The organism is Bacillus mobilis, from assembly GCF_001884045.1.
GTDB classification, from domain to species: domain Bacteria; phylum Bacillota; class Bacilli; order Bacillales; family Bacillaceae_G; genus Bacillus_A; species Bacillus_A mobilis.
Genome location: NZ_MACF01000055.1, coordinates 38691 through 60090 on the forward strand (window position 1 = coordinate 38691; position 21400 = coordinate 60090).

22 protein-coding genes are annotated in these 21400 nt (G+C 32.7%); 4 read left to right on the forward strand and 18 right to left on the reverse strand.

The genetic code is table 11. The annotated features are described in order from the left end of the window. Positions 1–13 precede the first annotated feature (13 nt). The 10 genes from arsA to arsL all read right to left on the reverse strand — a co-directional run bounded on the left by arsA (position 14) and on the right by arsL (position 8682). Complete coding sequence (arsA, locus tag BAQ44_RS08950) at positions 14–1774, reverse strand: arsenical pump-driving ATPase (protein ID WP_000183539.1); 1761 nt, start codon at positions 1772–1774, stop codon at positions 14–16. 18 nt (positions 1775–1792) lie between these two features. Then, positions 1793–2152: an arsenite efflux transporter metallochaperone ArsD gene (arsD, locus tag BAQ44_RS08955; protein ID WP_000717835.1), complete on the reverse strand. Its 360-nt coding sequence runs from the start codon at positions 2150–2152 to the stop codon at positions 1793–1795. A 64-nt stretch (positions 2153–2216) separates the two neighbouring features. Then, positions 2217–2621 (reverse strand): arsenate reductase (thioredoxin), encoded by a 405-nt coding sequence (gene arsC, locus BAQ44_RS08960; RefSeq protein ID WP_071721507.1) that lies wholly within the window; start codon positions 2619–2621, stop codon positions 2217–2219. A 26-nt stretch (positions 2622–2647) separates the two neighbouring features. Beyond that, positions 2648–3703: an ACR3 family arsenite efflux transporter gene (gene arsB / locus BAQ44_RS08965; RefSeq protein ID WP_000072358.1), complete on the reverse strand. Its 1056-nt coding sequence runs from the start codon at positions 3701–3703 to the stop codon at positions 2648–2650. A gap of 29 nt (positions 3704–3732) precedes the next feature. Then, positions 3733–4080 (reverse strand): ArsR/SmtB family transcription factor, encoded by a 348-nt coding sequence (locus BAQ44_RS08970; protein ID WP_001188007.1) that lies wholly within the window; start codon positions 4078–4080, stop codon positions 3733–3735. 483 nt (positions 4081–4563) lie between these two features. Then, entirely contained in the window at positions 4564–5058 is a 495-nt protein-coding gene (locus BAQ44_RS08980; RefSeq protein ID WP_000456785.1) for a GNAT family N-acetyltransferase, read from the reverse strand. A gap of 87 nt (positions 5059–5145) precedes the next feature. Next, the gene (gene vcpD, locus BAQ44_RS08985; RefSeq protein WP_001038621.1) at positions 5146–5526 is read right to left on the reverse strand and encodes an ArsD-related vicinal cysteine protein VcpD; all 381 of its coding nucleotides are present in this window, start codon (positions 5524–5526) and stop codon (positions 5146–5148) included. 13 nt (positions 5527–5539) lie between these two features. Continuing rightward, positions 5540–6649: a GTP-binding protein gene (locus BAQ44_RS08990; protein WP_000100984.1), complete on the reverse strand. Its 1110-nt coding sequence runs from the start codon at positions 6647–6649 to the stop codon at positions 5540–5542. 19 nt (positions 6650–6668) lie between these two features. Continuing rightward, positions 6669–7391 (reverse strand): MIP/aquaporin family protein, encoded by a 723-nt coding sequence (locus BAQ44_RS08995; RefSeq protein ID WP_001205149.1) that lies wholly within the window; start codon positions 7389–7391, stop codon positions 6669–6671. 16 nt (positions 7392–7407) lie between these two features. After that, positions 7408–8682, reverse strand: coding sequence for an arsinothricin biosynthesis radical SAM protein ArsL (gene arsL / locus BAQ44_RS09000; protein ID WP_001023736.1), 1275 nt, complete (start codon positions 8680–8682; stop codon positions 7408–7410). 379 nt (positions 8683–9061) lie between these two features. Between arsL and BAQ44_RS09005 the strand changes: the two genes are divergently transcribed. Then, positions 9062–10327 (forward strand): tetratricopeptide repeat protein, encoded by a 1266-nt coding sequence (locus BAQ44_RS09005; RefSeq protein ID WP_000901452.1) that lies wholly within the window; start codon positions 9062–9064, stop codon positions 10325–10327. Positions 10328–10422: 95 nt separating this feature from the next. Here the strand turns inward: BAQ44_RS09005 and BAQ44_RS09010 are convergent, their stop codons facing one another. From BAQ44_RS09010 to BAQ44_RS09025, 4 genes are all read right to left on the reverse strand, one after another. Next, positions 10423–11565: an inorganic phosphate transporter gene (locus BAQ44_RS09010; protein WP_000665209.1), complete on the reverse strand. Its 1143-nt coding sequence runs from the start codon at positions 11563–11565 to the stop codon at positions 10423–10425. Positions 11566–11715: 150 nt separating this feature from the next. After that, positions 11716–12009, reverse strand: coding sequence for an ArsR/SmtB family transcription factor (locus BAQ44_RS09015; protein WP_000930885.1), 294 nt, complete (start codon positions 12007–12009; stop codon positions 11716–11718). A gap of 6 nt (positions 12010–12015) precedes the next feature. After that, positions 12016–13239 carry an ATP-grasp domain-containing protein gene (locus tag BAQ44_RS09020; RefSeq protein ID WP_001064922.1) on the reverse strand — a complete coding sequence of 408 codons (1224 nt, stop codon included), beginning with the start codon at positions 13237–13239 and terminating at the stop codon, positions 12016–12018. Positions 13240–13250: 11 nt separating this feature from the next. Continuing rightward, complete coding sequence (locus tag BAQ44_RS09025; protein ID WP_000880520.1) at positions 13251–13544, reverse strand: carboxymuconolactone decarboxylase family protein; 294 nt, start codon at positions 13542–13544, stop codon at positions 13251–13253. A gap of 224 nt (positions 13545–13768) precedes the next feature. Here BAQ44_RS09025 and BAQ44_RS09030 point away from each other — a divergent pair, with 224 nt between their 5' ends. The 3 genes from BAQ44_RS09030 to BAQ44_RS30985 all read left to right on the forward strand — a co-directional run bounded on the left by BAQ44_RS09030 (position 13769) and on the right by BAQ44_RS30985 (position 15360). Further along, positions 13769–14224, forward strand: a complete 456-nt coding sequence (locus BAQ44_RS09030) for a MarR family winged helix-turn-helix transcriptional regulator (protein WP_000129743.1) — start codon at positions 13769–13771, stop codon at positions 14222–14224. Positions 14225–14301: 77 nt separating this feature from the next. Continuing rightward, positions 14302–15204, forward strand: a complete 903-nt coding sequence (locus tag BAQ44_RS09035) for a permease (protein WP_000005252.1) — start codon at positions 14302–14304, stop codon at positions 15202–15204. 15 nt (positions 15205–15219) lie between these two features. Continuing rightward, positions 15220–15360: a hypothetical protein gene (locus BAQ44_RS30985; RefSeq protein ID WP_000523765.1), complete on the forward strand. Its 141-nt coding sequence runs from the start codon at positions 15220–15222 to the stop codon at positions 15358–15360. A 548-nt stretch (positions 15361–15908) separates the two neighbouring features. On the opposite strand, the gene BAQ44_RS09040 is transcribed toward BAQ44_RS30985, so the two are convergent. Genes BAQ44_RS09040 through BAQ44_RS09055 form a run of 4 tightly spaced genes read right to left on the reverse strand, consistent with a single transcriptional unit; the run spans position 15909 to position 21113 of the window. Beyond that, a complete protein-coding gene (locus BAQ44_RS09040) occupies positions 15909–17435 on the reverse strand; it encodes a hypothetical protein (protein WP_001010919.1) in 1527 nt (508 codons plus the stop codon). Positions 17436–17473: 38 nt separating this feature from the next. Continuing rightward, positions 17474–18475, reverse strand: coding sequence for an AAA family ATPase (locus BAQ44_RS09045; protein WP_000134102.1), 1002 nt, complete (start codon positions 18473–18475; stop codon positions 17474–17476). 15 nt (positions 18476–18490) lie between these two features. Then, a complete protein-coding gene (locus tag BAQ44_RS09050) occupies positions 18491–20470 on the reverse strand; it encodes a TnsB C-terminal domain-containing protein (RefSeq protein WP_000044817.1) in 1980 nt (659 codons plus the stop codon). Then, positions 20463–21113 (reverse strand): TnsA endonuclease N-terminal domain-containing protein, encoded by a 651-nt coding sequence (locus tag BAQ44_RS09055; protein WP_000277808.1) that lies wholly within the window; start codon positions 21111–21113, stop codon positions 20463–20465. Before BAQ44_RS09055 ends, BAQ44_RS09050 begins: the two co-directional genes overlap by 8 nt. Positions 21114–21400 lie beyond the last annotated feature (287 nt).

Below are 21400 nucleotides of genomic sequence, written 5' to 3' on the forward strand. Positions count from 1 at the left end.
TAATTAAAATGTTTTATTTTACTAACTCTTTAAGTTTCTCATATCCTACAATATCTTCCGATTGCCAAGGGATAATAACACAGTTATTTTGTGATTCCTTTTGCACTTCTTGAATCCACTGTATTTCGGACTGTGCTCTTCCTCTTAACACAAAGTCACTTGTATGTGTTGCGTAAAAACTTTGATTGATAACCCACCATTTCGGAGTAATATCCGCACGTTTTAAATCTTCTTGTAGACGGCTTGCTTCATGAACTGGTGTTGCTTCTGCAAGTGTTACAATTACAACGCTTGTTTCTTCTGGATTACGCAAACGTGGTAATAAGTTTTTCACAGACTGTGGTACTTCACCCGTAGAACGTGCAATTTCCTTATGATACGTTTGTGCTGCATCTAGTAACAATAATGTATGACCTGTTGGTGCTGTATCAATTACTACAATTTCATCATTAGCTCTTTCAACAATATCGGCCAAAGCACGAAAGACTGCAATTTCTTCCGTACAAGGAGAACGTAAGTCCTCTTCGAGATACGCTAAACCTTCTTCATCAACTGTATCTTTTGCTTGCTCTATGACTTCCTTACGATAGTTTTCAACTTCTACTTTTGGATCAATTCGGCTTACCGTAATATTCCCTTGTTCTCCATGCATGACATAATCAATATGTGCTGCGGGGTCAGTTGTAGTTAGGTGTACATGGTGCCCTTTTTCAGCCAGACCAACTGCAATTGCTGAAGCTACTGTAGTCTTTCCGACACCACCTTTTCCCATTGTAAAAATTACTCGTTTTCCTGATTCTGAAAGATTAGTAATCAATGTCTGAAGTGAAGGGATAGAGACGGTATTTGCTTCCTCATCTGAAATCAAGAGATTTTCCATTGGTTGAACCAGTTTTCTCATATTCTCTATTCCAGTAACATTAAACGGTACTAATGGAATTTCATAAGTAGGAAGATTTTTTAATTCTTCTGCCATGTTTTCTAACGCGCGTGATTGTCTCTTAAACAGTGCATTTGAGACATTATCATTTTGCATATAGTCTTTCAAAATCCCATTTACAAGTAGAAATTGATTACTAACACCAATTTCTTTTAATTCATGAGCTGCTCGTTCTGCTTCTTGTAATGGAGAACTATCCGGTCGTGTAACAAGCATTAACATCGTTTGGTTTGGATTAGATAGTGCCTGAACCGTTTGATTATACAACTCTTTTTTATCACCAAGTCCTGCTAATGGCCCTAAACAAGAAGCCCCATGAGTACTTTCTTCCAGGAAACCACTCCAAGCCGTAGGAAGTTGAAGAAGACGTAACGTATGACCTGTTGGTGCTGTATCAAATATAATGTGATCGAATTTTGATGTTAATTCTTTATTTGTAAGTAACGTAGAGAATTCATCAAATGCAGCCATTTCTACTGTGCAAGCACCAGATAACTGCTCTTCCATCGTTGCAATAACAGCATCAGGAAGCTTTCCACGATATGGACCAACAACACGTTCTTTATATTCATGAGCAGCAGTTTCAGGATCTAAGTTTGCTACTTGTAGATTTGGAACACTTGGAATTTCTTTCGGTTTATTCGTAAGTTCTATTTCGAACACATCTTGTAAATTAGAAGCTGGGTCAGTACTTATTAATAAAACTTTCTTCCCCATATCAGCTAACGTAATAGCTGTTGCACATGCAGTAGATGTTTTTCCTACCCCGCCTTTACCAGTAAAGAACAAAAATGGTGTGAATGCTATTGTGTTTGGGTTATATAAGTTTGTCATTGCCTTTCACTTCTTTCTCTATTTTTTCACGTTTAGCTTTAAACGTACGACTGGCTTTTGACTCAACTCTTCTTCTGTTATATCTGTTAATTGTGTAAGTTCTTCATTTGTCAGGTGACTTTTTTCTTTTACTACTTTTCCATCCACCAAAGTTACAGGTAACACGTCTGGTCCTTTATCTGTTAATAGTTGACTGATAACACCATTATTGGCAAATGCGTCTGGTTCACTTGCTAAATTATAACGAGTCACATCAATTCCTTTATTCTTCAAGTTGTTCACAGCAACTGAAATACGAATTAACTCTGGATCAACACTTGGACCGCAAACTCCAGTAGAACAACACATTGCAGGATCAAAAATTTCAATTTTTTTCATCTCTGATTTCTCCCCTTCTTTATAAAAAAGCCGAGAAAGAATTCTCGGCCTATTTTGTTTTCAATTATTCTCCTGTTTCAGCATACTTTTTAATGCGTGCGCCAATTTCATCACGAACTCTTTGGAATACAGACCATTCTTGACCCGCTGGATCATCAAATCCCCAGTGAACTCGTTTTACATTTGGTGGTGGTGTTGGACATACGTCATTTGCATGACCACAAAGTGTTACAACTAAATCTGCTTTATCTAAAATGTCACGATCGATGATATCCGATGTTTGATCCGTAATATCAATGTCTACTTCTTTCATTGCTTTAATTGCATTCGGATTTACTCCGTGTGCCTCAATGCCAGCAGAAAGTACATTCCATTTGTCACCTAAGTATTTTTTACCCCAAGCTTCTGCCATTTGGCTACGACATGAGTTTCCTGTGCATAAGAAGTAAATTGTTTTTTTGTTTTCCATGATAATTCCACCTTTATTATGAATAATTATTTTGGTTGTGTTTGAAAGTATTTACGCTGAAACCAAAGTGCTACATTTACAAGCGCTATCATAACTGGAACCTCGACTAAAGGTCCGATAACTGCTGCAAATGCTGCACCTGACTGAATTCCAAATACACCTACAGCTACCGCAATTGCTAATTCAAAATTATTACTTCCAGCTGTAAACGCTAATGTTGTTGATACACCGTAACTTGCACCGATTTTTTTGCCCATAAAGAAAGAGACAAAGAACATGATTACAAAATAAATGAGTAATGGAATTGCAATGCGTACAACATCAAATGGTACGCTAACAATCACTTCTCCTTTTAGAGAGAACATCACAATGATTGTAAATAGTAATGCGATTAAAGTGATTGGACTAATCTTTGGAATGAATACTTTTTCATACCATTCTCGCCCTTTCGTTTTTACAAAAATCAAGCGTGTTAGCATTCCTGCGATGAATGGAATTCCTAGATATATAAACACTGATTTTGCAACCTCTGCCATAGTTATATCTACAACAGCACCTTCAATTCCTAACCATTCTGGAATAACTGTTACAAATACATAAGCATATACTGAGAAAAATAACATTTGGAATACAGAGTTAAATGCTACTAATCCTGCCGCATATTCTGTATCACCTTTTGCTAAGTCATTCCAAACGATTACCATCGCTATACAACGAGCCAAACCTATCATAATTAAGCCCACCATATATTCTGGTTTATCCGGTAAGAATATAACAGCTAAAGCAAACATCAGAACAGGACCAATAATCCAGTTTTGTACCAACGATAATACTAATACTTTTACATCTTTAAAAACTCGCCCCATCTCTTCGTAGCGAACTTTCGCGAGTGGAGGATACATCATTAAAATTAATCCAATGGCAAGTGGAATAGAAGTAGTTCCTACCTGTAAGCTATTCATTCCCTCAACAAAACCAGGGGATAGATATCCAACTCCAATTCCAACAGCCATTGCAAGGAAAATCCAAAGAGTTAAATACCTATCTAAAAATGACAGTCGCTTTTTCCCCGTGTTGCTCATTCTTCTCACTTCCCTTTCCTATTGTCACACTAACATTTACATCGAAGGGTTGGATTACACTTTTCAATTTGTTGAATGTTTTCTTTCTGATCAGGTACATGCTGCAAAATATCTTTAATAATTGGATAAAAACTACTTTCCTCATTTAAAGAATAGTAAATCCATTGTCCCTGCCGTTCTTCCTTTAATAATCCAATATCTTTTAATTTTCGAAGATGTTGGCTTATAGATGGTTGGCTCATATCAAATACTACTTGAAGTTCACATACACAACATTTACGCTCATTTAAAATTGCAATGGTTGTTAGTCTTGTTTTATCTCCAAGTAGCTTCAAAACACCTGATACTTGAGCTAACTCTACAACTGTTTGTTGCATCGCAATCCCTCCTTTCAAATAATTATATAAGCATACACTTATATGTTAGGTAAAAAAATAAATCCTTATGCAGTTATTCAAAATAAATATTAAATCATGACTGAATTCGATATAAGTATATAACTAATTACTTATATGTTTCAAGTAATATAACTGATTTCTAGAAAAAATTATTGCTTCTAGGGATTTAATGCGAATGTTTTATTTAAACAACACCTATAAAGAAAAATATGAGGTTTCTCTTATTTTGTAATCAATTCATCAATCTTACTTATTTCTTTATATGCATGCTCGAAGTTTTGAAATGTATAATTCCCATATGCAGTATGATCTCCTCTAAAAATCCTATTAAAAATAATCTCCTTGGCCTCAATAACAGTACACTGCTGAGAATTCATAACTAATCTAAAATAGGATTTAAAGTATTCGACACTAAGCTGGCTTCCATTATTAATAATCATATAATCACCTTATTTCATTTATTTAACGACCTATCTTACCACTTCTTCTCTCCATCAAAATGTTATCTTTCCAAATTCCATTTACCTGCCCTATTTTCTCTCTTACCCCTACAATTCTAAATCCATTCTTTTCATGAATTTTTATGCTTGAAATATTTTCTGCAAAAATATTTGCCTGCAGTGTCCAATAACTATTTTCCTCTGATAAATCTACAAGCTCTTTGAGTAATCTGAATCCAACATTATTCCCTATATAGTTTGGATGAACATATACACTCGTTTCTCCTACACCCACATATGCACATCTTGATGATATTTTACTAACAGAAGCCCATCCAATAATAATTTGATCCACTTTAGCTACAATACATGTCTTAAGATCACGGTTCATTTTCCATTTATACCAATCCGGACATTCTGTCTCAAAAGTAGCTGTTTTAGTTAAAATACCCTTCAAGTAAATATCACTAACCTGAGGCCAATCCTTTTCTGTTAGCTGAACAATACTATACTCCATAACTTTCATCCCTTCTACTATTTTGCTTTGAAATATTATAACTACGTTTTAAGGCCCTTAGTCAATATGCTAAGGACCTTAAAGTAATTATTTATTCAAAACTTTCAAAACGGATTCCATTTGAGGCTTTGTAGCAAAACTCACTAATGTTCCATTCACCACTACCGCCGGTGTAACGTAACGCAATACAGAATCTTCACTAATATTCCCAAAGCCACGCTCTTGGATTAACTGACTTAATTTCTTTTGAGCTAATACGCGATCCATTGACAATTCATAGTTATACAAATGAACATTAACCAGTTTATCGAAGTGTTCTTTTAATTGTTCCTTTAATTCTAAACTTTCTTCAAAAAATTGATTGCTCTCTTCGCAGCAACCCTCTTCTGAATTATTATCACTGTCACAACAGTCAGTTTGGTTAGTAACAACGCTAGGAAAAATCTCTATTAAATCATTTTTATTCATAGTCATATCCCCCTTAAACTGTCTCATATAAACGATGTACTGGCTTAGGTGGTAATGGACTAAAACATTCATTGTATGTTTCACTCCAATTACTACCTAACTCTTTATTAATAGCACCGATAGAATCTGCTACAACTAAGTTAAGGATAGCAGGAGTTGCCTCAATACGAATATTTAATACGATTCTAAATTCTTTTCCTTCTTTTACATTTTCAACTGTAAATGTAGGTGCATCACCTGTTTGAACCATACTAGCTTTTACATAGCCACCTTCAAATCCTACATGTACTTTTAAATGAGCGATAGCCATTTTTTCACGGATAAAGTGCTTATTAAGATTATCCAACAATTTTTCAGCCCATTCACGAGGGTTTATATCTTGCTCTGCTTTGATATCTCCTAAAATATTCATCCAAGCTAACTGCGCTTCACCCTCAGCATACAGTTCATAGTCAATATCTAAAACCTTATCTCCGCCTAAATCAGTCGTCAGCCATGTATGAGTTAAAGCTTCTAAGTTATCTCCTCTTTCAGCAGAAAAAGTTTGAATGATAGTTTGCGGGTACCTCTGTTGTAAATATGCTTTCAGTTTAGCAATCTCCTCTTCAGAATAGCGGTCTACTTTATTTAAGGCAATAATATCAGCTTCAGCTAATTGCTTTTCAAAAATATAACTAACTGATTGAGAGAAGAACGGTTTCGTATTTTCATCAAGATTAAGCTCATGTAGCAACCTTGCTGGCTCTACTACAATAGTTAATGGTGCTGTCTTAAACTTATCTGCATAATACTGTTTTAACGGTTGAATAACAGTGGCAGCAAGATCCGTACAGCTTCCAACAGCCTCTGCAATAATTACATCTGGTTGTTTTTCTTTCATTAAAGTATTTAAGTTATTGTATAAGTCATCGAATTGACAGCAAAAGCAGCCTCCTGTCACCTCTTTAGACTCTAATCCATTTGCACGAGCTAATTCAGTATCGATTAACTCTTTCCCTTGGTCATTTGTTACAATTGCAACTCTATAACCTTCCTTTTCTAACTTTAACGCTGATTTAATCATAGTCGTAGTCTTACCCGCTCCTAAAAATCCTCCTAATAAAACAAGTCTTGCTGTAGACATTTATCGTTCCCCCTATTTTCTATTGTTCATGTATAAATTTATAGACTATTGCTGCTAATAACGCTCCTAACGTTGTTGCAACTAGGTATATCCATAAGTACTCAAACGTACCAGAGATTAAAGCAGGTCCAAAAGATCTTGCTGGATTCATTGATGCACCGCTAATTGGTCCACCAAACATTGCTTCAAGTGCTACAGTTGAACCTATGGCAACCCCAGCAAAGGATTTTGTTGCTTTTCCATGTGTAGCTGAAGCAAAAATAACCATCATTAATATAAATGTTAATACAAATTCAAGAATGAAACTTTGTGTCCAGGATTGACTTGGCAATGTTGCACCCAAATTCGCAATGTCCCCAAATATGGAAAGTAAAAATAAACTAGCGAATGAAGCACCAATCATTTGAATTAAAATATATAAGATAGCTTCTCTTCTAGAAATTTCTTTAGCCGATAATAACGCAATTGTCACAGCTGGGTTAAAATGAGCACCTGATATATGACCAAACGAATAGATTAATGCAAGAACTACTAACCCGAAAGTGATTGCTACACCTATGTGCGTTAAACTTTGAGTTATAGAATTAACAATAATTGCGCCCGTTCCCGCAAAAACTAGTGTGAATGTTCCGATAAATTCAGCTAATAATTTCCTTTTTAATTCCTTTGAATACGCAATTTCACGAAAAGAGTCTAATTTGACAGTGGTAACATAAGAACTCGCGACTGATTTATCTCTCATACAAGTTCACATCTCACTAACATTTTAAACAACATCTTTTAAAGATTCCTTCCTCCGGTGGAGTCAACATTTCAAAATATAACTCGTCAATCTTTGAATCTGGATGTTTCCAGTCGTAATGGAACTCATATTCTGTTAACTCTAAGTCTTGAATAGATTGTTTACGCAATAACGGAGACCCTTTATATAGATAAAGTCTTGTTTCATATTGAATTGGATCAATAATATTCCCTAACTCATTGTCTTCTACAAATGATCTAAATGTTGTTAAATCCTCAAAAGTTGTCCAAGGATTGAACATAATAAAAGTAGGATTTAATTTAATATCTATTTCTCTTAAATATGCAATTCCTTGTTCAATATCAGCGACAGAAGTATCTTTTGCTACCGCATCTAAAACCTCTTCTGAAGGGAATTCTAGAGCTGAAGTAATAAATTTAACTCCTAGTTCTTTCATTTCAGCAAGTGTCTTCTTGTTCTCAAGAATGTGATCTACACGAGTTGTAAAATCGTAAGTTAATTCTGGAAATTCTTCGTGTAGCTTTCTTAAAATCTTAATGCCATGATATTTAGCATTAAAGAAATCGGCATCAATAAAAGTTAAATGCGTCATGCCGCCCTCTACTAAGTTTCGAACATCTTGCAAAACAATTTCTTCTGGAACTAAAATAACTTTTCCATCATAAGCGGCAAATACTGAGCAGTATAAACATTTATGATGACACCCTCTTGCAATTTCAGTAGATCCAACCACTTGATCAGATCCAAGTAAACGATTGATTTGTTTTTGTGGATATTTATGTAATGCTGGAAGTAAATGTCTTGAAGGAATATCTAGATGATTGCGTGCCATATATGGATGAACTGATTCTCCTTTAATCGCTTGTTCTGCACTTAAAACTCCAGGTAGGCTCTCTTGCGTTTCTCCTGATAAATGTTTAGCTAACAAAGTTAGAGGATGTTCCCATTCCCCACTTATACAAGAATCACTGTAACGACCCGCAAGTCGATTTGCATTTATAGTTGCATGCTGCCCAAAGAAAGTTATATGAGCATCAGGATTTATCTCAGCTACTTTTTTCGCCACTTCAATTCCTGCTGTAACAGCATCAAATAATGGAACAGAAATAGCAACCAATTGTTTGTCTTTAAATTTCTCTTCAACTAAACCTTCTACATATGTATCTAGGATTTCTACATTAAAGCCCGCTTTAACCAGTGGTGTAGCAGCTGTTGCAATTGTGTTGGGCTGAAATCCTCCTTCAAAATTAGAAACCAATAAGATATTCAACTTCTTTCCCCCTATTTCATACTTCAACAATTTCAATATCATTTGTTATACATAATCAACCAATAACACAGTACGTAAGTTTCTTGTAACGTTAACTTACGGCCATACTGGATCAATTAAAAACACTACAGTTGCTGCAAAAAGAACTACTTTCATCCCAAATAATTGAACTTTTGTTTTCATAAATTATTTCCCCCTGTTATTAACCTTTTTAACATTTTTATAAAATTAGTTTTTTGTTACTAACTTTAACTAAATCATAATTCAACAGGTAATCATTGTCAATACATTATTAACATTTATTTTACATTTACTTTTTGTTCAAAATTGTTAATAATAGTGAGTAAGTAGTAAAACACAATATGATTGGAGTTATAATATGTTAGGTCAACGTATCAAAGAGCTAAGAAAACAAAAAAAACTAACTCAAGAGAAGTTAGCCGATGGTATTATTACACGTAGTTATTTAAGTCAAATAGAAAAGGGATTAATTCAACCTTCTTATGAAGTATTAGAGGCTTTAAGCAATAAATTAAACTGTTCTGTAGAGGATTTCTTCGATGTTGTGGAAAACAAAGAATTAACACTCTCTCAAATAAAAAAAGATATTAAGGCAGCAGAAAACCACACTACAGCAAATCTATGGGATAAAGTTAAGAACTTTATTGAGCAAAAGAACTATTTTAATCACCCAGATGTGAATAAGTATGACGAAGGAATTTTGAATTGGATACACGGTAAATATTACGAGCATATTCATGATTTCAATCACGCTATTCCATACTTTACAAAAAGCATTTCCTTATTAAAAGAGGGTAACTATGTAAATGAACTTGTTAGATCGTTAGATTCTCTAGGATACTTATATAGTAGAATTAACAATCACGAAACAGCTCTCTCTACACTGAATAGAGCTTATAAAATAATAATTCATGAACAAATTAGTGGAATTCTACGTGTTTCTTTACTTGCTAATTTAGGTATTGTTCATGGTCGGTTAAGCGAATATTATTCAGCAATTAACTTCTTAGAAGAAGCAATTGAACAAAACGAACAAACACGAACTCATTATAAAGCAGGCGAAATCTATATGGCACTTGGTATTTGTAATATGGAACTCCAACGCTTCGATCAAGCTAAAAAAGCAAATGAAAAAGCTCTTAAATTTTTCAAGCTAAATGAAAACAAACTTTATGAAGCAGGAACATACACGAATCTTGGTATTCTTTCTTCTTATAAAAAAGAGTTTCATCAAGCTCAGTTATCATTTAAAACAGCTCTTAATCTTTATACTCAAAACAATGCAAAACCTAATGAAATTATGAACGTACAGGTCGAATTAGCTAAAAGTTATTTCGCTCAAAAAGATTATGAATCAGCAAAATCAATTTGCTTCGACACGATTGAAACTAAATCGAAGAATAAACATAAAGCACAAGCTTATGAATTGCTGGGCGACATTTATCTTGAAGAATCTAATGAAGAATTAGCACTAAAGTATTATATGGAGGCAAAAGAAATTGCCGAGTTTATATCGCCAAATAATAAACAAGTTTGTAGACAAATTTGCAAAAAAATTGGAGATTGTTATGTTGTATTGAAAGACTTCGAGAAATCTGCCTATTACTACCAAGAGTGTTGCTAAGTAAAAAAAGAACAGTGAATTCATATTGAATTCACTGTTTTTTATTTAAATGCTAACTAATAAAAAATATAAATTTATATAACTTTATAGATAAATTAAATGATTGCTTTTAAAAGATAATATACAATTACCGCTATAATACCAGCCCCTGGCAGAGTCACTATCCACGACAAAATAATATCTCTAATTACAGACCAATTAATCGTTTTTGCTCCTTGCTTCATACCTGCTCCAATGATAGCAGAAGTACTTACATGTGTTGTTGATACTGGTAACCCTAATTGACTAGAAGACATTACTAAGCAAGTTGTCGTTATTACAGAAGATAAAGAACTATTTTCATCAAGTTTTGTTACTTTACGTGCTAATAAATTTGTTACAGCTAGTCCCTTCACAAGACTACCAATACTCATTGCAACAGTAACTAAAAGGAATAAGGATAGGTGTGATTCATCTCCACCCTCTTGAAATCCATTTAATGTTGCTACGAGTAACGCGATTGCTACTATTTTAGGAGTATCATTAACAGATCGTACAAAACAAATAAGTCCACTAGATAACCAAGCAATACCCTTTCCAGCTTGAGGATTAATATGAATTTTATTAACAAATAGATTAAGTATCCAGGCTACTCCAAGACCTAATACAGGACTCAAAAGTAAAGGCAATACAATTTTGCTCACTAAATTCCCCCATAAAACACTGGATACACCATGAGATATACAAGCTACCAAAATTACTGCTCCTATAATTGCGTGGGTTGTTGATACTGGTAATGAAAATTTAGTAGCTAGTGCCACCCATAAAGTTGCCCCAATAGCCATGGCCAATGCCATAGTAGCTGAAAGTTGATAAGAAGAGTTCATTAATCCCTCTGTAAATAGCTTTAATATTTTTGACGCGAAGAAAACCGAAAGTCCTCCTCCTATTGCAGTCATTATAGAACCATATAATAGTGCTGTCTTTTCCGTAGCAATTTCAGCAGCTACAAGAGGTGCAACACCTTTCGAAACATCATTACCACCGTTCTCTACGGCTAACCACGCTACAATACTTAAACCAATAAAACTCATAAATGAATAACTTGGAAAAATACCCAAAGCATAAAATGCCATTGTAATTACACACGCCAGTACCAATCCTGTCAAAGGATTGGATGTAAAATTAAACTTCTTATTTATTACCGTTTCCTGTCCAGAACTAACTTCAATAGGTTGTTGATACACACTTTCTTTCATAAACCCCATCATCCTTAATATATATTTAGTTTTAATATCCCTTCTATCCATCACCCAAGTTCCAATATGCTATATATTTTCATGTTGTCTCCCCTTACAAACATAAAACTTTCTCTTGATCAACATATTGGAGGAAAAGAACAATGAAATTCATTTTGATTCCACTGCTCTTTTAATTAACATTTCATAAACCGCTGGAGAAACTAACTTCTTGATTTCTTCATGATTTACTTCATAAAAAGACCATTGCGCTTGATTATGTTTTGTTATGATTTTGCTACTCAACAACAGCTTTAAATGATAAGACATCTTAGATTGAGGCATCTTAAAAATTTCTTGTAAATCGGAAACACACAATCGATTATTTTGTGAAATTTCATAAAGAATCTTGAGTCTGGTTTCATCCGCCAGTGCCTTGAATTTTATTACATTGTCATTAAGCATCCTAAACTACATCTCCACTAATTCACTAATAGCTAATTCAAAGCACTCATTCAACGAATCAGCTATCTTTTTTGAACTTTCTTTTTTATTACCATCAACAATATAATAACCGATACGATCAAAGTTACTAGTTGTTTTATTTACTCTTTCCCCTTTATTTACATACCAGTGTATTTCTTTAATAGATTCTGCTCTAAAGTTTTCATTGAAAGATATGTAACCTTCTTTATCAGCAATTAAAAAGCGAATTGAAGAAGAAGGAACTAATTCTTTGTTGCAACAACTATTTTTAATAGGTAAACCTAGGTTAATTCTTAATGCTATTCTACGTAAATCTATTCCTGTCACATACTCTACAAGATCAGTTATTCTATCTCCTCCAGGTCTAGCATTAACCTCAATAACCTTAGGTCCGTCACTTGTCACTTTTACTTCAGTATGAGTTACCCCAAAGTCAACACCTATAACATCTAAAGCATTTATTACAGTCTCGTGAATAGATGTTTCTATATCTTCCTCAAGAACTGCTGGGAAGTTATGTCCCACCTCCACAGACAGGGGAAAAGGAGTTACTACCTTTTCAGTAACACCTACTATAGTAGTTTTTCCATCTATAGTATAAGATTCAATGCTATATTCTGGCCCATCTAAATATTCTTCTACAATTGCTTCAGGATCTAGAGTTTGTCCCACTAGATTTAATTTTGAGTTACTAATTACATCCACAGCTTGTTTAACTTCATTGTAATCTTTACAAAGATATACGTTCTTACTTCCCGAATCATTAGAAGGTTTGACAATTACCGGGAAAGAAAAGCCTTCTAATTTTTCATTCAAGTTATCAAGTTTCCTAATAAGAATAAATTTCACAGAACTTACATTTGAATTATTTAACTTTTTACGAGCTAATTTCTTATTCCGACAAGTAATTGCCGTTTCATAGGATAAGAATGAATTAATCTCTAAAATTTCACCAACTTTTGCGGCAAGTGGAATACGATATTCGTTTAATGTGTAAACGCCTACTACATTGTATTTCTCACTTAACTCCTTACATTTTCCCACAACAATTTCTTCATCATTTAGATCAATTTCTACTGGTACTTCAACACTGAACATTTCATCAAAGGAAATATTCTTTCTTATCAAAATAACGCCATAACCTAATTCTTTTACTAAATCAACTTCATTATCTCGAGGACTAATAACAAGAACATACTGGTTATTCATATTGCTCCTCCTTATTCACAGCAAGTCGATGTTGGTTTTGTTTCTACTTTGATATCAAGTAGGCTTCTTGTTTTTTCTGCACTTACTGCAATAGCAATCGCATTTACATGACCAAGTTCTTCTTTTGTAAATCCAATTTGTCTCGCTTGTAACACAGCACTTTTCAGTAACTTTTCATTACCTGTTACAGTAGCTGCTGTAAGAATAGCTACAACTTTTTCTTTATCAGTCAGAACTCCCCCCTCAATAACCTCATTGAAAAACCCTTCAAATTTCTCATTTAATTTTTCGTTTAATGCTAACATTATATTTCTCCTTTTCATTAACATTTTTAACTTTTTTTAAAAATGTATTATTTTGTTAACTAAATAATACCTATATTATTAACATCAGTCAACAAAAATTCAGAAAAATAAAAATGATAAAAAAGTAAATACGTGTTGACAATGTGATTAGTTGTATTTTACAATCAATTTAGAAACAGTTGCAGAATACAACTAATTGATAACTTTAGAAAAGTGGTGGAAGTATGACTGATATCTTAGGTTATAAAAAAGAAGCTTATCAACTTCGTCAAATGCTTCAAATTTTAATTAGAAGGTTTGGTTTATTAGAAAAAGAAGGCGCACAATGTTGTGGGGTTTCTCTTATACAAAGTCATATCTTATTTGAAGTACAACGTCAGAAAAATCCTTCTTTAAATGAATTAGCTTCTTCATTAGGATTAGATAATAGTACATTAAGTCGTCACATTCAGGGGCTTGTAAATAAGGATCTTGTAGAAAGAACACAATCTCCTACAGATCGAAGATATTTATCTATTACCTTAACTCCTGAAGGTGAGAAATACGAAAATGAAATTGGAAAGCAAATGAACACATATATCGAAGAAATACTATCAAATGTTCCAAAAGAAAAACGTATGCAGGTATTAGAAAGTATTGATTTAATATTGGAGGCTATGCAAAGAAGTAGTTGCTGCTAAAGCCTCCTTCTTCTAAAATCTATAGTTGCAAAATACAACTATTGAAAATAACAATTATATATTAAGGAGGGATTTATATGTCAGAAACATTGACAAGAATATTTTTTGAATTTTTATCATTAAGTAAGAACTTATTAGTTTTATTTATCGGTATTACACTTTTTATTAACTTCATTCAAGCTTATGTACCTTTTGACAAACTTGAAAAATTAATGGGCAGCAAAAATCCATTTATCGGGAATCTATCCGGAGCCATCCTTGGCTTTGTTACCCCTTTTTGCTCTTGCTCTACAGTCCCATTACTTGTCACAATGATAAATCGAAACATTCCGTTTCAAACAGTAATGACATTCTTATTTACTTCTCCACTACTTGATCCTTGGATTTTAGGATTGATGGCTTACATATATGGAGTAAAAATAACAGCAATCTACACAGTAGCTACCTTCTTCTTCTCAATGATTATTGGCTGGATCTTAGATAAACGTGATTATAAGAAATATGTAAAAAAAGTTATGGTTAAAGGGAATCTTGCTGAACAAGATTTAGCAAGAAGAAAGAGTTTAGCCTTAAACATAAAAGAATCTGTTAGAGAAACTGTTGAATTAATGCGTTCTGTAATCCTTTATGTTCTAATCGGAGCATTAATTGGAGCAATTATTAAAGAAGCTGTTCCAATGAATTTCCTAATGTTCATTTCAGATCAAAATCAATGGTGGGTTGTTCCGGTTGCAGCTATCGTGGGGGTGCCATTATATATTCGTCTCTCAACAATGCTACCTATCGCACAAGCGTTACTTATTAAAGGATTTCCGATTGCGCCAACTATGGCTTTACTAATTGGAGGAGCTGGAGCAAGTCTTCCAGAAATTATTATGCTGAAGAGTATCTTCCACAAGAAATTACTTGGTGCATTCATTGTCTCTGTGTTTACAATGGCCACTTTCTCTGGCTATTTATTCTTAATACTAAATTTATAATGGAGGATGATAACTATGGGTTTACTATCAATTTTTAAAAGGGACAAAAAAGAAAAGGATTGCTGTAACATTGAAATTATTGAAATAAAAGATGAGCAAAGTGAGAAAGAAAGTTGCTGCTCTAAGAATACTGAAAAAGAAGATAAAAATTCATAATATCTATTATTACCCTAAATCGGCTAAATCTTCATACGAAGGGATGGGATCAAATTGATCAATGAATATGAGTTTTTAATGTTCGCTAAACAGAAGCAAGAAAAAGAAAGAACTCAGTCAAAAACTTTGGAGTCTAGTTCAACTAGTTCTTATAAAAATAAGGTTATTAATCTATTTGAGAGACGAAGAAATAGCCGAAAATTAAAACCTTGTTGTGTAGAATGTTGCTAAGTAGTAAGTATTAACTATTCACATGAGATACTAACAAAATAGGTATAACAAAGCACCCTGACATTTGAGTTAGGGTGTTTTGTTTTATTTAGGGGATACTGACAGTAACAAACGGGAGGATTGCAGTAGCTAAATCCCAAGAACGATATTTAGGACGGCCACAACTAAATTGATCCATTTTAATACCAAAACAAAATATACATTGATGAAATCCATTCAAAATGGAGTGGCACCTTTATATAAAAAATACATCACTATTTAATATTACTGATTAGTTCAAATAATGATCTTTAGTTATTAATGCCTTTATCGCTAGATTAAGGGTAACAGGTTAGTTTTTTGTCTATATCCATTACAAGACTCTCCATATAATTAGAACGGCCGCTCGGAAAATAGAAGTGGATGCTTTCGTTCTTCTCTAAAGGGATTTTTATAAGATACACAGGAATATCTGCATTTGGATATAAGAGCTCAAACTCCTTTGGATGATGCATTACTTCTAACCATTTAATGTAACGCTCAATTAATAGATATGATGTAATTCTGTTAACAACATAGCTTATAGTACTAAGATTATATTTTAATAAATTAAATCCCCCTTCTCCATTAATAGCAGGTTCTTGCTGAAAAGTGTTTAATATTTCTTTTAAATGAATCATAAAAGGGCCTTTTGGAAAAATACTAAATTTATCATTAAGAAATCTAAAATCAGACAAGCTTGGAATTTGAGCTTGGTTTAAAATTCTTGGATATATTCTTCTTCCTTCACATTCAGATTTCCATAATATAAATGCATAAGCATGTAGGCAGATAGGGCCATCTTGATATGTATCATCAAAATTTCTTATACACTTTTTATGTATATTAATTATTTTATTTTGGATATATCTACTGATTGATTTATATATAATTCTGGTTTGTTTGTAAATTTCAAAGAAGATGCTTTCAGTGGGACATTTTTCTTTTAATTTAAAGTTATGTGTACGATAAGGGAAAATTTGATTATAACTTGCGCTTAAATGATGATAATTATCTTTGATTTGAAAAATATTTTCATTAGAGTAGATATTCATTACTTGAGAGTTATCTATTTTGTTTTCTGTAAAAGCACTGATTAGCAGTTGAGGAATCTCTTTTAAATGCTGAGTCGTATTTTTCTTATCAAATTTAGAATTGTTTTTGTAGTTATAAAAAGGGTAACTTAAATGGTACATATTAATTATATGTTTAGGTAATGCTTTCCATGTATTAACCAAATTACTTTGAACGATTAATTCTTTTTTCCATGAAGAAAAAATGCCCCTTATATTCTTTGAACTTAAAAAATAGTGACCGCAAATACAATTGTATGCATCTATATTTTCTTTGTTTATGGAGTATTCTGGCATTGATCGTTTACATTTTGGGCATGTACTTATTAAATTTTGAAGGGGATGAAATAAACAATGATCAAAAAACTTAATTTGATGAAATATACTATGGTAACCCGTATTTAGACAGGCTGGACAATAATTTAAATGCCGATGAAAATTGTAATCCATGTTACTCCTATTGATAGCAAACGGGTAAAGTGATTTATCTAATAAATAATCATGATATTGTTTTAAATTAACCCCTAGAATTTTTCTACTTAATTTGCAATCAACACCGTGGAAATAAATTAAATCCCGGTGATGCCTACCAGCGTTTGAAATCTCTTTGAAGTTCCTAACTTTTTCATTTCCTATTAACTTTAATACGATATTACCGTTAATAGCATTAGCATACTTGAATTTTTCTATTATCCCCCATGGAGACTCGTATTTTTGAATCCACTCAGTAGACCATGCGAATTGAAAGTTCATAACTTATCCTCCATATTAAATTAACGCTACAGTGTGTCTTAATATGTTGTCTGATATAGTTCGGATTGAATATAACCAGAATTCTTAATAGACTCTTCCCAATGAGTTTTTTCTATTGTTGTTAAATCAAGATTATCAATCCCAAAATTTTTCAATGCATATTCTACCGTTAAAGTTATATGCTGCATTGGAATTTCTACTTTTTGAGATAATCCATGTTCCCTTCTTAAATCAACAAAGACTTGAAACAATTCTTCTGCAGAATTTTGTAATCTAAGACCTCTTATGAAAGAATCGGCAAAAAAGTATTTAGTAAAGGACCAATTACTATTAATAGGATATTCACAATATTCATCGTACCCTGTTAAACAAATTTTTAAATCTCTAGGAGTTTTTATTCCTTTAAATTGATATTCTTGACTCATAAAACGACCAACTATTTGAAATTTCTCTCCACTTATAAATGCTGATCTTTGATGAACTAATTCTTTTTGACCTACTAAAATTGTTGTTAAAGTTATGCCATATTGTTCTAATTCATTGAACAAATCCATTAACCAGTCGTAATGTATTTCAACTAACCTTTGAGCATCATCAATGAAAAAAACAACTTTATTTGTACCAGAAAAATCAGATCGTTCTACAAGAAATTTCAAAAGTCTATTTCTCTTTACATTTGCTTTACCTTGTATAGCAATTGAATGACCAACGGCAAGTAATAAATCTTCAAAAAAGGAATTTTCATTAGGCCGTTTATACGTACGACAACGCACATGATAAATCGGCATATTGTTTCCAAAGTCCTGTGGCAAACAATTCATCAAGTAAGTAATAGCCCTTGTTTTACCTAATCTTGGGCGACCATATATAATAGCACCAGGTATTCGGTTTCCTATCCATTGAAGTACTGTTTGATACATTCTATCTATCTCATTTGTTGAAATTAAATATTTACCTGTTTCAACTGGATGTGTACCTTTAGGAATATAGGGGCGTATGCTATTACTAGTAAGTTGCTCTAACTCTAATTCTTCCGTCATGTTGAGGCCTCCAAATTAAAGAATGATAGTATTTTTTAAAATTCTTTGATCTACTTGTTGGTTGTCATTTGCCTTTTTCTTCGATTGTTCCATTTGGTTTTGTTGTAAATTCCCGCTATTTTTAATAGTATTTTCTTCAATGTGGGTCTCTCTAGGATATCGGCTTTCTCTATTTTTTTTACTTTGATTGAGGCTGGCTAGTTTATTCCTACTAGATTTATTTTTTATGGATTCTTTTTCGAGGTAATTTTGATAAACATTAATGGGATCTTCATATTGATTGAAATGTATCATTTTATTATTTTTAAGTTTATTTATAGCCTTCCTAGTTCTTAGATTATGTGGATTTACACCCCATTTCCCAATAGCAGTTAAATTCCCTAATTCGCTGCCATCTGTTAAAAATGCTTTTATAACCCTTAAATCATCTGTATTGATAAGTAATTCAAGTGATTTATTAATTAGTTGGGGTGAACGAAGTAATACTTCATTGGAGTATTTTACACCTTCGTAATAAACATAAGGTCTTCTTCCTTCTTTGTTATGACCTTTAACTTTCCTTGTTACCTTTAAAGAAAAAAAGTTCATTTCATTTCTCCTTTCTTGAGATAATTGAGTTATTGTCATGCCTCGGTTTATTCTTTGTTGAAAAACTTCTAACGGACTTAGATTATTATTTCCTTCATGGGGTGTTCCGTTATATTCAGCAATTAATACATCTGTTAATTCTTCTAGATGCTCCGCTGATATACGGTATTTAACAGCATTTTCTTCTGGTTTTTTCCTCTTAGTATCTTTTGGATGACTTCCAGTGGTCGAAGGTAGTCGATGAAAACCGTTCTGTTCCAAAGTGCGGAAAAAACGTTCAATTATTGGTCTACGAATAGGTACTGCAACAGGTCCAGTGTTAATAGAACAACCTATTAAATTTACAAGTTTATTTTGTACAATTTTTGCTAGATTTGCTTTTGCATTGTCATAACAGAATTCATCCCATATACCATAGCTTGCTTCTGGTATAGCATTAGATATGAAGTTTGCTGATGAAGAGTATTTTAATCCATTAATAGTTAATTTTCTTTGTTTCCAAGGTATGATTGCATTGCGAATACACATTAGAACATCATCCGAGGAATATTCTTTATTTAGACAAAGATGGTATCCCAATACAGCTCTCGTGGCGACATCGATAACAGAAAGAATCCAAATACGATTCATTACTTCTACTATCTCATCCCCTTCCGGTGTTTTAAAAATTATAGCAATAGATGTATCAATTCTATGACCATCAAATTCAACACGTTCAAGGGGTCTTATGATCATAGGGTTGTTTTTATTGCCCTTTCCTGTATTTTTTGCAATCATAAATGCTTGATCACCATTTCGTTTTGCAACATCAACAAAATGAGATTTAGATAAAGATCTAACAAAGCGTTCGATTGATTTCTTGGCTAAAGTTTTTGTGTTAAATGGATACTCAGTTATTTTTATTCCCAAATGCCGACACTCATCTATAAACTTTTTATGAAGATTTTTGATGTTAATAATAGGTTCAGTAACTTGAAGCTCCTTTGTTTTCTTGCTGAAATACGAATTAATAATTAATTCTTTTAGAGTTGGATAAGTATCAAGTAGTAAGTTGAAAGCACCTGAAAAATTTTTAGAGTCTGCTTTAGTCATTGGAAAATCATTCCGATTGTAATCTTTTAGTCTTTTGTAGGGAACTAGTCCTCTATAGCCCATTATTTGCTCAAATTCGTCCTTTTCTAAACATCTTCTAATAAGCCTATATATTTCACTTCTATGTATCCCTACTTGCTGTTCTATCTCATATATTTTTGTATTTGTTGTCATAAACAAATCAATTGCTTTCTTTCTAATTAAAAATTTATTCAATTCCTCTTCGGTGAGATTTTCAATTAATACTTGGGGCCAATTTGCCATAACTAAATCACTATCTTCAATTTTTAAACCTTCTAAGACCCGTTTAGACATTAACCCATACCTCCGTATTTGTTCCAAAATACTCTTTAGATATGTTTGAGCATATTTCACCTGTTAAAATCATTTGTCCAATGGATATTAATAATCTATTTGAGGGGATTTGAGTTGCTGTAATTATTGAATTAAGTGTGGTTTTTTGTGTTTTATTATGTTTTAGCATCTTCATAACTTGATATCTATCTGTTTCGATTTGTTGTGTTTGTTGTTTATTTCCCTTAACAAGCACCTTTAAATTAGAGAGTAAAATTCGATTTACACATATATCTTCTTCTGTTCTTACACGATGCTGGAACCCATTTTCTGCACACCAATATTTTTGTGTGAAAATCTGATTTATTACTCTTTGTTTGATTAAATCTGTGGAATATTTAATTTCTATAAATTCTTCATTTCCATCTTCATATTTTACCCACATATCGACAATAGAGGTCACTGATTTTCCATTTATACATGCAGTCATAACTAGAGGTTGTTCACAAAAATTTATAACTTTAGGGTTTGATTCTACCATTAACCAATGTTCGTATTCTAAATCACTAAATAAAAAAACTTCTCTTTTTAATTTAAAGCTATACGTTACCCATCTGTTATTCCCGTACTTTTTACTAACATTAGTAACTAGTGGTTTATACATTAACTGCCCCCTTCTTTTGTTAATTCATCTACAAGTATATTTTTGGGAATTTTATACTTTCATGTCTATAGTTTAAAAATTTTTTCTATTCTTGTCCACTGAAAAAGACAAAAAAATACCTACAAACCAGGTTATAAGTAAAGATTAGTCAATATTTTATGTTGTAAATTTAGTTTAGAATTTCAAGTCTTTTTACAACACTCATGCTTGAAATTTTCTAATCAAGTATCTCAAATGTTTGCTATTGCATTGTTTTGGACAATTGATTCTAAAATAATTTTGACAGC

Bases quoted from the DNA above. Each gene is read 5' to 3' on its own strand.
- arsA (WP_000183539.1), bottom strand. From the start codon at position 1,774: ATGACAAACTTATATAACCCAAACACAATAGCATTCACACCATTTTTG.
- arsD (WP_000717835.1), bottom strand. From the start codon at position 2,152: ATGAAAAAAATTGAAATTTTTGATCCTGCAATGTGTTGTTCTACTGGA.
- arsC (WP_071721507.1), bottom strand. From the start codon at position 2,621: ATGGAAAACAAAAAAACAATTTACTTCTTATGCACAGGAAACTCATGT.
- arsB (WP_000072358.1), bottom strand. From the start codon at position 3,703: ATGAGCAACACGGGGAAAAAGCGACTGTCATTTTTAGATAGGTATTTA.
- BAQ44_RS08970 (WP_001188007.1), bottom strand. From the start codon at position 4,080: ATGCAACAAACAGTTGTAGAGTTAGCTCAAGTATCAGGTGTTTTGAAG.
- BAQ44_RS08980 (WP_000456785.1), bottom strand. From the start codon at position 5,058: ATGGAGTATAGTATTGTTCAGCTAACAGAAAAGGATTGGCCTCAGGTT.
- vcpD (WP_001038621.1), bottom strand. From the start codon at position 5,526: ATGAATAAAAATGATTTAATAGAGATTTTTCCTAGCGTTGTTACTAAC.
- BAQ44_RS08990 (WP_000100984.1), bottom strand. From the start codon at position 6,649: ATGTCTACAGCAAGACTTGTTTTATTAGGAGGATTTTTAGGAGCGGGT.
- BAQ44_RS08995 (WP_001205149.1), bottom strand. From the start codon at position 7,391: ATGAGAGATAAATCAGTCGCGAGTTCTTATGTTACCACTGTCAAATTA.
- BAQ44_RS09005 (WP_000901452.1), top strand. From the start codon at position 9,062: ATGTTAGGTCAACGTATCAAAGAGCTAAGAAAACAAAAAAAACTAACT.
- BAQ44_RS09010 (WP_000665209.1), bottom strand. From the start codon at position 11,565: ATGAAAGAAAGTGTGTATCAACAACCTATTGAAGTTAGTTCTGGACAG.
- BAQ44_RS09015 (WP_000930885.1), bottom strand. From the start codon at position 12,009: ATGCTTAATGACAATGTAATAAAATTCAAGGCACTGGCGGATGAAACC.
- BAQ44_RS09020 (WP_001064922.1), bottom strand. From the start codon at position 13,239: ATGAATAACCAGTATGTTCTTGTTATTAGTCCTCGAGATAATGAAGTT.
- BAQ44_RS09025 (WP_000880520.1), bottom strand. From the start codon at position 13,544: ATGTTAGCATTAAACGAAAAATTAAATGAGAAATTTGAAGGGTTTTTC.
- BAQ44_RS09030 (WP_000129743.1), top strand. From the start codon at position 13,769: ATGACTGATATCTTAGGTTATAAAAAAGAAGCTTATCAACTTCGTCAA.
- BAQ44_RS09035 (WP_000005252.1), top strand. From the start codon at position 14,302: ATGTCAGAAACATTGACAAGAATATTTTTTGAATTTTTATCATTAAGT.
- BAQ44_RS30985 (WP_000523765.1), top strand. From the start codon at position 15,220: ATGGGTTTACTATCAATTTTTAAAAGGGACAAAAAAGAAAAGGATTGC.
- BAQ44_RS09040 (WP_001010919.1), bottom strand. From the start codon at position 17,435: ATGAACTTTCAATTCGCATGGTCTACTGAGTGGATTCAAAAATACGAG.
- BAQ44_RS09045 (WP_000134102.1), bottom strand. From the start codon at position 18,475: ATGACGGAAGAATTAGAGTTAGAGCAACTTACTAGTAATAGCATACGC.
- BAQ44_RS09050 (WP_000044817.1), bottom strand. From the start codon at position 20,470: ATGTCTAAACGGGTCTTAGAAGGTTTAAAAATTGAAGATAGTGATTTA.
- BAQ44_RS09055 (WP_000277808.1), bottom strand. From the start codon at position 21,113: ATGTATAAACCACTAGTTACTAATGTTAGTAAAAAGTACGGGAATAAC.